The sequence below is a fragment of the Amantichitinum ursilacus genome, assembly GCF_001294205.1.
Classification (GTDB): domain Bacteria; phylum Pseudomonadota; class Gammaproteobacteria; order Burkholderiales; family Chitinibacteraceae; genus Amantichitinum; species Amantichitinum ursilacus.
Window position 1 is genome coordinate 16,844 of sequence record NZ_LAQT01000035.1, and the last position, 13,038, is coordinate 29,881.

9 protein-coding genes are annotated in these 13,038 nt (G+C 60.9%); 4 read left to right on the forward strand and 5 right to left on the reverse strand.

Annotated features, from left to right (window positions below):
• Positions 1-2: 2 nt before the first annotated feature.
• Positions 3-1,544 (forward strand): DHA2 family efflux MFS transporter permease subunit, encoded by a 1,542-nt coding sequence (locus WG78_RS19110; RefSeq protein ID WP_053939438.1) that lies wholly within the window; start codon positions 3-5, stop codon positions 1,542-1,544.
• Positions 1,545-1,624: 80 nt separating this feature from the next.
• Here the strand turns inward: WG78_RS19110 and WG78_RS19115 are convergent, their stop codons facing one another.
• The 4 genes from WG78_RS19115 to WG78_RS19130 form a co-directional block, all read right to left on the reverse strand.
• Positions 1,625-2,764, reverse strand: coding sequence for a fimbrial protein (locus tag WG78_RS19115; RefSeq protein ID WP_053939439.1), 1,140 nt, complete (start codon positions 2,762-2,764; stop codon positions 1,625-1,627).
• Positions 2,765-2,814: 50 nt separating this feature from the next.
• Complete coding sequence (locus WG78_RS19120; RefSeq protein WP_083459403.1) at positions 2,815-5,427, reverse strand: fimbria/pilus outer membrane usher protein; 2,613 nt, start codon at positions 5,425-5,427, stop codon at positions 2,815-2,817.
• 46 nt (positions 5,428-5,473) lie between these two features.
• Positions 5,474-6,139 carry a fimbrial biogenesis chaperone gene (locus WG78_RS19125; RefSeq protein WP_161805157.1) on the reverse strand — a complete coding sequence of 222 codons (666 nt, stop codon included), beginning with the start codon at positions 6,137-6,139 and terminating at the stop codon, positions 5,474-5,476.
• A 123-nt stretch (positions 6,140-6,262) separates the two neighbouring features.
• The gene (locus WG78_RS19130) at positions 6,263-6,787 is read right to left on the reverse strand and encodes a fimbrial protein (RefSeq protein WP_053939442.1); all 525 of its coding nucleotides are present in this window, start codon (positions 6,785-6,787) and stop codon (positions 6,263-6,265) included.
• Between the two features lie 449 nt (positions 6,788-7,236).
• Here WG78_RS19130 and WG78_RS19135 point away from each other — a divergent pair, with 449 nt between their 5' ends.
• Positions 7,237-8,859 (forward strand): tetratricopeptide repeat-containing response regulator, encoded by a 1,623-nt coding sequence (locus tag WG78_RS19135; protein WP_053939443.1) that lies wholly within the window; start codon positions 7,237-7,239, stop codon positions 8,857-8,859.
• Positions 8,860-8,869: 10 nt separating this feature from the next.
• Here WG78_RS19135 and WG78_RS19140 read toward each other — a convergent pair whose 3' ends face one another.
• Positions 8,870-9,727, reverse strand: coding sequence for a LysR family transcriptional regulator (locus tag WG78_RS19140; protein ID WP_053939444.1), 858 nt, complete (start codon positions 9,725-9,727; stop codon positions 8,870-8,872).
• Positions 9,728-9,835: 108 nt separating this feature from the next.
• Between WG78_RS19140 and WG78_RS19145 the strand changes: the two genes are divergently transcribed.
• Both WG78_RS19145 and WG78_RS19150 read left to right on the forward strand, forming a co-directional pair.
• Entirely contained in the window at positions 9,836-10,801 is a 966-nt protein-coding gene (locus tag WG78_RS19145; protein ID WP_053939445.1) for a quinone oxidoreductase family protein, read from the forward strand.
• Between the two features lie 394 nt (positions 10,802-11,195).
• Positions 11,196-12,989 (forward strand): methyl-accepting chemotaxis protein, encoded by a 1,794-nt coding sequence (locus WG78_RS19150; protein WP_053939446.1) that lies wholly within the window; start codon positions 11,196-11,198, stop codon positions 12,987-12,989.
• Positions 12,990-13,038: the final 49 nt, after the last annotated feature.

Consider the following 13,038-nt stretch of genomic DNA (forward strand, 5'->3'; position numbering starts at 1 on the left):
TCATGAGCCATCCGACGTTTCGTCCGCCCAACCAGGCGCTGGCCACCATCGGCCTGTGTCTGGCCACCTTTATGCAGGTGCTGGACACCACCATCGCCAACGTCAGCTTGCCCACCATCGCGGGCAATCTGGGCGTGAGCTCGGATCAGAGCGCGTGGGTCATCACGTCGTTTGCGGTCAGCAACGCCATTGCGCTGCCGCTGACCGGCTTTCTGACCCGCCGCTATGGCGAAGTAAAGCCGTTTGTGTGGGCCACGCTGCTGTTCTCGCTGGCGTCGTTCTTGTGCGGGATTGCGCAGAGCATGGGCATGCTGGTGGGTTTCCGCGCGCTGCAAGGCGCGGTAGCGGGCCCGATGTATCCCATCACGCAAGCGTTGCTGATCTCGATCTACCCGGCCAATAAGCGCGGCCAGGCCTTGGCCTTGCTGGCGATGATTACCGTGGTGGCGCCGATTGCCGGGCCCATTCTGGGCGGCTGGATTACCGACAATTATTCGTGGCCGTGGATTTTCTTTATCAACGTGCCGATCGGGATCTTTGCCTCGTGGGTGGTATCGGGCCAGATGAAGGGCCGGCCCGAGCGACTGGAAAAACCGCGCATGGATTATGTTGGCCTGGTCACGCTGATTATCGGCGTGGGCGCGCTGCAAATCCTGCTGGATAAGGGCAATGATCTGGACTGGTTCTCGTCCACCTTCATTATCTGGCTGGCGATTGTTGCGGCGATTGCGCTGACGGTATTCCTGATCTGGGAGCTGACCGACAAAGACCCGATCGTTAACCTCAAGCTGTTTCGCCATCGCAATTTCCGCTTTGGCACCATCACGCTGGTGCTGGGTTATGCCGGGTTCTTTGGCATGAGCTTGCTGCTACCGTTGTGGTTGCAAACGCAGCTGGGTTACACGTCGGTGTGGGCCGGTCTGGCCACCGCGCCGATTGGCGTGCTGCCGGTCATCCTGACGCCGGTGGTGGGCAAATACGCACCGCGCTTTGATTTGCGCTTGCTGGCGTCGATCTCGTTTGTGGTGCTGGCCACCACGTCGTTCTGGCGTGGCGCGTTTACCACCGATATCGATTTCCACACCGTGGCGCTGGTGCAGTTGCTGATGGGTCTGGGCGTGGCGTTCTACTTTATGCCGGTGCTGTCGATTGTGTTGTCGGATCTGCAACCGCATGAAATCTCGGCCGGTTCGGGCCTGGCCACGTTCTTGCGTACGCTGGGCGGCAGCTTTGCCGCTTCGCTGACCACGTGGATCTGGCAACGCCGCGGCACCGAGCACCATGCACGCTTGACCGAACATATCTCGGTGTACGATCCAGCCACGCAACAGGCGATGACGCAACTGGGCCACGGCAACGTGACGCAAGGCGCGGCGGTGATGGACCGCATTGTGCAAAGCCAGGCAATGATGATGTCCACCATCGACTACTTCAACATGCTGGGCGTGCTGTTCTTGTCGCTGATCTTTGTGGTGTATTTTGCCAAGCCACCGTTTGCACCCAAGGGTGGCGGCGCCAGCGCGGCGGCGGCAGGCGGTCACTGATTGGCGGCACGGTTGCTGTTATCGCGCCAACAAAAAAGGCATCCGGATGGATGCCTTTTTTTATGCCGCGACGGCGTGGCTTAGTCGTAATACACCGTGAGCGTCATGCGGGCGTTAACGGTGCCGACTTCGACATTCTCATTGCCCTCCGTGGCGATATAGCGCGCGCTGAGCGGAATATTGAAGCTGCCGCCGCTGATCGTGCCCACCGCCAGCGTCGATGCCGGTGTGGTGCCGGTGGTGTCGGTGGGGTCCGCCTGAAACTGCACCGGCGCGCCCTGCCATAACACCTGGATGCCCACGCCGCTGGCCGTGGAATCCAGCGTCAGCGCCAGCGTATTGCTGCTGTTGCCCAGCTTGACGTTATCGCTCAGCAACATCGACACGCGCTTCAGACTCTGCGCACCGCCGGGGCACGTCAGCCCGACATTGAATGGCGTCAGTCCGATGTTCTGCTCGTTATTCTGAAAAAAACGCAGCAAGGCCGAATTAAGCGGCACGGTCATCACCGGCGTGGTCACAAAGCAGGTGGCGGGCACCAATGCCCAATCACCCGGCGCGGACAAACTGAAGGGCACATAACGACTGGCCGCCCCGCCCTGCACCGTATCGCCATCGCCACCCACCCAGACATTTTCCAGACCCGCGCTGGCCAGATTGAAGGTGGCGTACGGTTTGACCGCATTCAGTGCGATCGGGCCGGTCTTGACCAGGGTATAGGTAAAAATCCACGGCACGGTATTGCCCAGATATTTGCCGTCCGCCAACGGAATACGTGCGCCGCCGCTTTCCAGCGATACCGGCATCACCACGCCATGCGCCTGATCAACCAGAATGCCGCTCAAGCGGAAGCGGATGCCGATGCCCGGCACGCCGGTGGGGTAGACGCCGCCCGCACCCGCCACCGCATCGCCCATCCAGCCAAAGCTGCCACCACCGCCCGTGCAGTTGATCAGGCCGTAATTGATACTGCGTTGCGCGCCGCTGGCCACCGCAGTGCTGGACCACGCCCCCAGGCTGGCGCCCTCGGCCAGATCCGCCTGCACGCGCACCGAGCGCGCCACCACATTCAGCAGGGTGTTGTAGCGCCCGGATGCATTCACGCAGGCGGCCTGGGCCAGCGCGGGCAACAGCGTCAGCAGCAATACGCCCAGCAACATCAGGCGTTTGCGCCACGCGGCCAACGCCGGGCTGATCAGCCTCGATTGAAACAAAGACATCGGGTCTCCTTGACCTGCGCAGGGTGCGGGTCGGGCATAAGCACGAGGGTTCATGGCGCGGCCACCGGCACACAGCGGGCGGCCGCGGTTTGCAGTTGCGCCACCATGGCGGCGCTACTGTCCAGCTGATAGCGGGCCACGCATTGATGACTGCCGCGCGCGCCCCAGCGCACCGCCAGTTCACCGCTGGCGGCCAGGCCGGTGACATAGGTTTCGCCGTGCTCGCCCACCACACCGGCATCACGTCCGCGCGCGTCGACCACTTGCGCCCCAAACGGCAGCGGCAGGCCAGCAGCATCGGTCAGCGTCAGCAACGCCTTGCTGCCGATACGGCTGTCAAAGCTGACTTTGGCCAGTGCGCCGCGCGTGGGCACCACGGTTTTGACGGTGTCCTGCATTTCCACCGTGTCGTCGCGGTTGCGCGCGGCCGGATCCAGTTCGATACGGTTGGCGCGATAGGCCGACAGATTGGGCACGATGGCGTAGCCATGTTCATCAGTACGCACACCAGGAAGCGAGCTGACCGCCACGTCGGGCGCGCCATGGGTATCGATCAGCGCCGCGGTATCGCCCAGCGACTGGCCGAGGGTGATGCCGCCCTGATGCAAGGCCATACTGCCGCTCAGGCTAACGCCGGTCTGGTGATAACCCTCGCCCGCGCTGACATTGCCGCCCAGCGTGGCATAACGGCCCGAATAGCTGACATTGCCGTCGCCATGGCCGCTGCGCGATCCGTATTGCGCATTGAGCGCATAAGCCAGACTGCGGTCCGCCAGCGCCGTGCCATTAACGCCCAGCTGCTCAGCCATGCCGGTTACGCTGTCGTGCGTGACGCTGGCCGTCACCATCGCATTGCGTGGGCCCGGGCCAAACGGAATCGACAGGTTGGCGCTGATCTGGCGCGTGGTTTCGTTACCGGCGCTGCGGCCCTGGCTGTAATACACGCCCAGCGCATAAGGGCCCAGCGTTGCGCTATAGCCCACCTGCGCCGACAGATTGCGCGGGCCGGAATAATAGATTTGCTGCGAGATCGACGCATAGATCGAGCCATAGCGGCCCAACGGCTGGCTGAGGCTACCTTGCACCTGGCTTTTGCGCGCGCCAGTTACACGCAGATAATCCAGGCGCTCGGCCATTTGCGCCGCGTTCTGTTCGGCCACCGCTTCGCCAAAAGTGCGATAGCCCGCCGTGGAATAACGCATGCCCGCCACGCGCAGGTTGAGGCCGTTGGCAAACACCTTGCCGTACAACACGCGATAAGACTGGCCGCTGAGCGTATCGCCAGCCTGCAAGGGCGGTACGTACCGGCCCCATTGCGGATCACGCCGGGTATGCGACGCGCTGACGTCGGCCGAGACCGCGCCAAATTCACCCAGATTTTTGCCCACGCCCAGCACGCCCGCCTGATAGATATGTGCGCCCAGCAAGCCGCCAAACAGCGTGAAATCAAACAACAGGCCGCGAGTGAGCGTGGCCTGGCCAAAGGTTGGGCCGCTGCCACCCCCGGCATCGCGATATTTGCCCAGCGTGGCGCTATAGCGCGTGCCGCCTTCGCGCACCATCACCGGCAATGAGGCAAATGGCGCAATAAAGCGCGTCTCGCGGCCATCAGCCTCGGTGATGATCACTTCCAGATCGCCCGTGGTGGCGTTGGGCAGATTGTCGATGGCAAACGGGCCCGGCGCGACCAGTCCGCTATACAGATCAAAGCCGCGTTGGCGGATGGTGACGCGCGCATTGGTTTGCGCCACGCCGCGCACCACCGGCGCATAGCCTTGTTGATCGTCGGGCAACATGCTGTCGTCTGAGGCCAGCTGCACCCCGGTAAAGGCGATGCCATCAAAAATATCCGACGACGTGGCCGCCTGGCCCAGCGTCAGCCGGCCTTGCAGCGGCGCGACATCGCGTTGCAGATAGTTGTCGACGGCTTGCACCGTCGTGTTCTGGTTGGAGCCGCTTTGCACATTCAGCGTGGAACGCAGGCGCCATGGGCCCACATTCAGCCCGGCGCGCACCGCGCCATAGGCCGCGTCATTGCGCACATGGTTGGCGCTGCCCGTCGTCACATTCATGCTGTAATCCAGCAGCTGCGCCGTCTCACCCGCATCCCATTGCGCTGCGGTCACCGCGCCCCGCGGCGGTCGCCACATCGCTACCTGCGGTACGCCGATATCCAGCCGCTGTTGCAGCATGTCAAAGCTGACGCTGGCTTGCGGCACCAGCGCGGGCAAATCCACGCAGCGCTGTGGCCCGGCCGCGACGAAGGCGGCGCTGTGCACATCAATGCCCCATTCCTGCAGCATGGCCGGGCTAAGGCACGGCGTGGCGTCGGCGCTTGCATCGGCGGCGGCGACAAATTGCAGATCGGCAAAGCCAACGCGCGTGCCGTTAACCCAGATTTCGGCGCGATAAAGACCCGCCTGCACCACATTGCGCTCGGCAAAGGCAGAGATATCCACGCGGCTTTGATCATCCGGATTGCCCAATTGCAGAAAGCCCGCGTCAAAGCCGGTGGCGCGGGCGGGAGCAGCGCGCGGCAAGGCCACGGCGTTGGGTGCTGGGTCGGCCGCCCAGAGCGTGGCGCTGGCCAGCGTCAATATCAGGGCCGATAACAGCCGCAATCGACGCGGCGCGCGCAGCGCTAAAGCTTGGGGAAATGTCACAGCGGAGGGCTCTCAAAAAAGCGCGCCATGCTCGGGGGAAAGGCGCTCATGGCGTGGTCGCGGCGCGGCGGGCTTGCAGCGTGATGGGCGCCGTTACGCCACCAAAATCATTCATGGCGCTAAAGCTCACCGCCACGGCATCGCCTGCGGCAGCGGGCAAGGGATAACGCAGCTTGCTTTGCGGCAGCACCATGTCGTTACGCAGCGGCGCGCCATTGGCGCTGGCATCAACCACGGTAACGGCGTAGGCCGAGGGGTTGCTCACTTCCAGCGCCAGCCTGCCCTGTTCGTCCGGCGCAATACGCCATTGCAATTGCGCAGGCGCATCCGCGGCTGTGCCTTGCAATTGCGCAGGGCGATAAAAAAATTTAATGCGGGTTCGAATCGCCAATTGCAAAACGTTTTCAGTTTCGGCTTTAGGCGGTATTTCTTTTACATTCAGATAAAACACCGATTCGCGATCTTGCGGTAATGCCATGGCGCCGGTGGAAATAATCTTTAGCGTCATGCTTTTTTTAGCATCGACGCGCACTAAAGGCGGTGTAACCAGGAATGGCGCTTTTTGCCCGGATTGATCATCCACCCACGATTGCACCAGATAAGGCCGGTTATCGCCATTCTGAATCGGCACCGCCAATGCGGATTGGCTGGCGTCAAAAATAACGCGCGTACTGCCGACCGAAATTCCGGCATAAGCGGATATCGAAAACATTAACCCGCCAAGCAACGACAAAACAGCAATACAACGGCGACCTGGGCGCATGGATACGGCTTCCTCAAATCAAAAAAGCGCCGGAAGCGCAGCGTGGCCCCCGGCGCGGCAAAACGGACCAAGTTACTGGTAAGTCACCGTAAATTGCGCCTGGGCATTGGCAAAGCCCACGGTAACGGCAGCGGCGTTCTGCACATAGCGCGCGGCGTAGTTAATGGTGTTGGTGCCCGCGACCAGTGTGGACACGGCCGAGTCATAGCCCAATGCCAGCGGGGTGCCGTCGGGATTGAGCAATTGCACCGCCACGCCCGTGGCTTTATCGGCTTCTTCGGTCAGTTTCAGATAATCGCCGTCTTGCACGCCATCAAAACGCACGGTCACTTTTTTGTAAGTGACGATGGAACAGTTTTCGAGCGTAATCGGAAACTTCTTCATTGCCGTGCCGGTATTCACGCCGGTAAATCCGGACTTGGCCACTGCGCCAAATTCAACATTCTGGTTTTGCGTCGCCACACTGACCGAACATGCTGAATCCACTACCGAGCCTTTGAAATTAACGGTACCGTCAAAGGCAAAGCCGTAACCACTGACACACAATGCCGCAATTGCAATTGCTGATTGAGCAACACGTTCAAACTTTTTTTTCATGAGGACGATCCACCAGAGAATTGAGAAATAAATAAGAAGCCGCTGAACCCGGCTAGCGGCGCGTTAAATCAGACCACGGCGGCGGACCGGCTCCGCATAGGACGCTTCTTATTTCGGCTGCGCGCGCCTGTGACGGTGTTCACGGCTATAGGCGGTACCAATACTCACTGTTATGGCAGTGGCAGAACGCGCACAGGGCGCTGCCCGGCGCGGCGCAAATCCAACCGTTCAGCTTGAATGCGTGTGGCATAAGCCACACCCGTCCCGCGCTATCTCGTCGCGATCGCCAAGTCCGGGCAGAATCTGCATCAGCAAAACTTAATACGTTAGCTTACAAACTGCGGCCAGCCACTGCGCCTCTCCCGCCGATGCGCGCAAAAATGCTTGCCGGCGCTGTAACCTGAGCTAAATTGTCGTTCAACCCATTACGATGCATTGAGCCCGTCCCCATGGCCACCACTGCGCTCGCAGAAGCCCGCGTTTTAGCTGCCGACGATTCGCCCACCGTGCGGCAATCGTTGCGGCTGACGCTGTCCACCATCGGCATTACCCGGGTTGATGTGGCCAGCAGCGTGGGCGAGACGCGGCGGCGGCTTAAAAACGGCAATTACGACGTCGTGTTGTGCGACTACGACTTTGGCGGCGGCATGAATGGCCAGGAGCTGCTGGAAGAACTGCGCCGCACCGGCGAGCTGCCGCTGTCCACCATCTGGTTCATGATCACCGCCGAAGCCTCGTACGAGCGTGTGGTGGCGGTGGCCGAAGTGGGTCCGGATGACTATCTGCTCAAGCCGTTTACCGGCGCCAAATTGTCGGATCGGCTGCGCAGCGCGTGGGATCGCAAGCAAGCGCTCAAGCCGCTGTACGACCACATCAGCGAAGGCAACATCAGCGCCGCCATCGACTTTGCGCGTGAGCTGCTGCCGCGCGCCGAGGCCTCATATCGCAATGATTTGTTGCGCTTGTTATCCAGTCTGCTGCTGGAAGCGGGCCGGCTGGACGACGCGCGCATGCTGTACGAAGAAATCCTGAACAAGCGCGTGGTGCCGTGGGCGCGGCTGGGTCTGGCCAAGGTGTTCAACCGCCAGGGCCGCAAGGAACAGGCGCATACGCTGCTGAATACCGCCATCAGCGAGCACGCCAATTATGTAGATGCGTACGAAGAACTGGCCAATTCCTATCTGGCGGAAGGTCGGTTGGAAGACGCCATGGGGGTGTTCGAAAAATGCCTGACCATTTCGCCCAACAATGTGTCTCGCCTACAAAAGGCTGGCAACCTGGCCAATATGCTGGGCCAATCGGACAAGGCGCGCAGCCTGTTGGAAAAAGCCGTGGCCTGTGGCGGCAACAGCAGCGCGCTGGCGCCTGAAACCGTATTGCAACTGGCGCTGGCAGCCAAACGGGGCAATGCCGCCGCCGATGCCGACAAATATCTGCGCACACTGGCCGACGTGGCGCGACGGGATGCGGGCGTCAACAGCCAGGTGGTCGGCATATTGGCCGCCGCCATCTTTGGCGGCAAAGCCGACGAGCTGAACAAGGTCGAGCCGTTTTTAAGCCATCCCGAATTTACGCTGGAACTGGCGGTAAACCTGATCATGACTGCCGATATGGTCTGTCCGCCCACAGTCGATGGCGAGCGCCCTGCTCCCGGCGTGCCGCCATGGCGCTGGCTGCAGGCGGTGGCGCAGCGCTTTATCACCACGCGCCAGACCTCGGGCGTGCTGGAAAGCGCCGCCAATCTGCGCCCGGGCTGGAAGGACTTTATCCAGCGCATCGGCCAGGATGTAATCGACCTGAACAACCGCGGCGTGCAATTGATGATGCGCAATGCGGTGGGCGAATCGGTCGGTTTGCTGGTGGAAGCGGCGGAGCGCACGCACAACAGTCGCCTGATGCTATCGGCCGCTCATGCGCTTAATCGCTATCTGCAAACCGGCGGCGTGGATGCGGTGGAAAAGCGGCGTTTGCTGCATCTGGCCGATCAGTTTCTGGCGCGATTGCACGGCTCAATTGGCCACGATGTGCTGTTTAAATTGCGCGAAGATCTGGGACTGGATCGCACGCTATAGCCCTGTCGCGCTAATCCAACGGGCACGCCTGGCCAACGGCGTGCGCCAGCATCGCCATCACCGCCCGGATCGGCGCGGCACGATATAGATCGGGATAAGTGACCAACCACATTTCGCGCTCGGGCGCAGCCACGGGCGCGGGCAGGCGCTGCAGCGCCGGGTCAGAATCACCGACAAACCGTGGCAAGGCCGCCACGCCCAGGCCGCCGCGCACTGCCGCCATCTGCGACGATAAATCGCTCGCTTCAAACACCAACGCTTTGCCTTGCGCAATCTGATGCAGCCAGCGTTGCTGCGTGGTGTTGTCCAATGCGGCGTCGTAGCCAATAAATTGCCATTGCTCGACGGGCGTGCTGGCGTAATCGGCGTGACTGTACAGCGCAAACCGCATCATACCCACGCGTTGCGCAATCAGATCCGGCTCGTTGGGTCGCGTCATGCGCACGGCGATATCGGCCTCGCCGCGATCAAGCGCCACGGTGGCCGCCACGCCGCTTAACACCAGTTTGATCTCAGGCTGCTGCAGGCAGAACGGCGCCACGTGCGGCGCCAGCAGCCAACTGGCCACCGCAGGCGGCGCGCTGATGCGTACCGTGGCGCGGCTGTTGGCCTGCAGATTGCGCGCCTGCCGCGTTAGCGCCTGCGCCTGGTCGGCCATGCCAGCGGCTTGCTGGGCGAAGGCGCGACCGGCGTCCGTCAGCACGGTGCTGCGCGGCAAGCGATCCACCAGCCGCAAGGCCAATGCCTGCTCCAGCGCGGCGATGCGTCGCCCCACTGTTACATGATCAACGCCAAATTCACGCGCCGCCGCCGAGAGCGAGCCACTGCGCGCATAAGCGCAAAAGTATTGGATATCTTGCCAGTTCATCTTGCGCAGTATTGCACATGCCTTGAGCAGATCAGGTGACTATATGCACCTGGGCTACACGGTTCTAATGGCAGACGTTTCCATCCCCTAGCCACCCAGGAGCTTTCAATGTCTGCCGCCATCGTCATCAGCGCGCCCGGCGCGCCTGAAGTCTTGCATCTGATTGATCAAACCGTCCCCGCGCCCGGCCCCGGCCAGGTCGGCATTCGCCAGCGTGTGGCGGGGGTCAATTTTGTCGATGTGTATTTCCGCCAAGGCCAATATCCGTTGGCGCAGTACCCAGCCGTAGCAGGCTTCGAAGGCGCGGGCGTCATCGAGAGCGTCGGCGCGGGCGTCGACGGCTGGCAAGTCGGCCAGCGCGTGGCGTATATGGGCGCGCCCATGGGCGGTTATGCCGAAGAACGTGTGCTGCCCGCCAGCGCGTTGATTGCGATTCCAGACGGCGTGGATGACGCCACCGCCGGCGGCAGCATGCTGCGCGGGCTTACCGCCTATATGTTGTTGCACCGCGTGTACGCGTTGCAGCCTGGCGACTGGTTGCTGGTGCATGCCGCAGCCGGTGGTTTGGGCCAGTTGCTGACGCGCTGGGCCGTGCGCAAAGGCGCGCAGGTGATCGGCACCGTCAGCAGTGAGGCCAAAGCCAACATCGCCCACGCAGCGGGCGCGCAGACCGTGTTGCTGCACAGCCAGCCCGACTGGCCGCAGCAAGTGCGCGCGCTGGCTGACGGCGTGGGCGTGCATCTGGCGGTGGATGGCATCGGCGGTCCTATCCTGCCCGCTACGTTCGGCGCGGTGCGGCCATTCGGCGTGGTGGCCAATATCGGCCAGGCCGGTGGCGCAGTAGCGCCGGTGGATATCAGCAAAATGGGGCCGATTGCACTGGCCAAACCCAGCGTGCTCGCCTTCGCCACCCAGCCCGAGTGGTATTACGCGGGCGCGCAAATTCTGCTCAACGAACTGCAGTCTGGATTACACAACCCGATCGGCCAGCGTTATGCCTTGGCTGATGCAGCGCAGGCTCATCGCGATCTGGAAAACGGTAAAACCACGGGCAGTGTGATTTTGACCCTGTGAGGGTAAATGGCGGCGCGGATTAATCATCCGGTCGGTTAAAACAGCAAGGCGGGATTAAATCCCGCCTTTTATTTTGGGTTTGTTTCGTCTGTTAATCGCGTTAACGCCTTATTCAACTTCAGTGCGCGCTAATTAAAAGCCGCTGCGCTCAGCTCGCGCACATTGGCTATAAATCCAGATAAGACGCGTCCAACCGTGGCGTGGGGGTCATTGAGCTGCAAGCGGCATCGGGGCTGGACCAAGGCTTTGCGAAAAAAACTGCGCAATGTGTGATAACCGCCGCGAATTGCGCAAAAAGCGCTGTAAGCCCTTTCAATGACCGTGGCTCTCAAACATAATCGCGCGCTTATATTCGAACGTCGACCAGCCCAACCGCACGAGCACTGGAGCAACGATGGATTTTTTAAAACAAGCTTATAACGAGCTTGAAAAAATGGTTTTCAACACGCTTAGCCGCAAATTCGCCAGCCTGTTTGTGCTGGTGCTATTGCAGCTGGCGTTTGTTTATGTGGCGTGGTCCAGCGGCCAGGATATCCTGGGAGAATTGCAGCGCCAGCAAGTCAGCGCCGCCGCCAGCGCCGCCATTCAGGGCAAGGTGCATAACCTGCAGCAACTGGCCTTATGGATCGGCATTGCTTCATTTGCGCTGACCGCATTCATGGTCTGGTATTTGCGCTATCTGGTGGTGCGCCCGTTAAAAAAAATGATTTCCGCGCTGGACGAAGCCAATAGCGGCACCGGTGATTTGTCGCGCGATATGGCCACCATGACGCACGACGAAATCCATCATCTGGCCAACAGCTATAACCGCTTTCTGCAACGCCAACGCGAGATGATTGCCGCCGTCCAATCGCTTACCGTCAAGATTGCGGTGGAATCCACGCGCTTGTTAAAGAATGTGGATGATTCCAGCGCCAGCACCGCCAATCAGGCGCGCTTTGCGCAAGAAGTGCAGGACGAAAGCAACACAGCGGCTGCCAATGTCGATACCGTCTCGCACGAAACCCGCAGCATTGCCGACAGCACCGAACAAAACCTGGAGCTGGCTCGCTCCTCCACCGCCGAACTGCGCGCGGCCAGCGCCAGCATCAGCGGCATTACCGCCTTGCTGGATGACTTTAATAAAGTGGTAACCGAGCTTAAAGATCGCTCGGTCGGCATTAAATCAATTGTCGGGTTTATCAAGGAAATCTCGGATCAAACCAATTTGCTGGCCTTGAATGCCGCCATTGAAGCCGCGCGCGCGGGCGAATCGGGCCGCGGCTTTGCCGTGGTGGCCGATGAAGTGCGCAAACTGGCCGAGAAAGTGCGTGTCGCCACTGAAGAAATCGGCGGCAATATGGATTCGATGCTCAGCCAGGTCGACAATATCCACGTGCATACCCAGCGCATTAATCAAAGCACCGACAGCACCCGCAGCGGCATTATCAATGCCTGCGAACACTTCAGCACCATGGTGGGCGACTTTGAAACCACCAGCCGCAGCCTGACCGATATTGCCGAGCATTTGCAGGCGGTATCGGACAGCAATGCCGGCACCAATCGGCGCGTGGCGCAAATCCATGCCGATGCCGAATCAATTAGCGGGCGCATGCAACACGCCTCCACCGCCACGCGCGATCTGGCCAAATTGACTGAACGGGTGCAAGAAATGATCGGCACCTTTGTACTGGGCCACGGCGATCTGGATGCCGCCATCAATCGCGCCATGAAAGCGCGCGACGTGATCCAGACGCGCATGCAAAGCCTGGCCGATCGCGGCATCAATTTGTTTGATAACGCGCTAACGCCGATTGCCGGCACCAAGCCGCAGCAATATAACGCCGCCTATATCGACGCGCTGGCCGAGCAATGCCAACCCGAATGCGACAAGCTGGTCCACGACGTCAAAGGCGGCAAAGTGGCCTTTATGTTGAATACCCAGGCATTTTGCCCGGTCAACAATAGCTGGTTTTCCAAAGCGCCCACCGGCAATGCCGACAGCGATCTGCGCACCAGTCGCAATAAGCGCATGTTTAGTGATGCCTCGGGCAAACGCGCCGCCGCCAATACCCAACGCTTTTTATTGCAAACCTATATGCGGGATACGGGCGAAATCATGACGGAAGTGGATTTGCCGATTTATATCAGCGCACGGCATTGGGGCAATTTGCGCCTTGGCCTGGACGCCAGCCAGCTGCTGGGCTGAGCACCCGCCAACAATCGGCGGATCGGAGCGGCCCGGACAGCGCAAGCCT

Bases quoted from the DNA above. Each gene is read 5' to 3' on its own strand.
- WG78_RS19145 (WP_053939445.1), top strand. From the start codon at position 9,836: ATGTCTGCCGCCATCGTCATCAGCGCGCCCGGCGCGCCTGAAGTCTTG.
- WG78_RS19140 (WP_053939444.1), bottom strand. From the start codon at position 9,727: ATGAACTGGCAAGATATCCAATACTTTTGCGCTTATGCGCGCAGTGGC.
- WG78_RS19125 (WP_161805157.1), bottom strand. From the start codon at position 6,139: ATGTTTTCGATATCCGCTTATGCCGGAATTTCGGTCGGCAGTACGCGC.
- WG78_RS19110 (WP_053939438.1), top strand. From the start codon at position 3: ATGAGCCATCCGACGTTTCGTCCGCCCAACCAGGCGCTGGCCACCATC.
- WG78_RS19130 (WP_053939442.1), bottom strand. From the start codon at position 6,787: ATGAAAAAAAAGTTTGAACGTGTTGCTCAATCAGCAATTGCAATTGCG.
- WG78_RS19115 (WP_053939439.1), bottom strand. From the start codon at position 2,764: ATGTCTTTGTTTCAATCGAGGCTGATCAGCCCGGCGTTGGCCGCGTGG.
- WG78_RS19150 (WP_053939446.1), top strand. From the start codon at position 11,196: ATGGATTTTTTAAAACAAGCTTATAACGAGCTTGAAAAAATGGTTTTC.
- WG78_RS19135 (WP_053939443.1), top strand. From the start codon at position 7,237: ATGGCCACCACTGCGCTCGCAGAAGCCCGCGTTTTAGCTGCCGACGAT.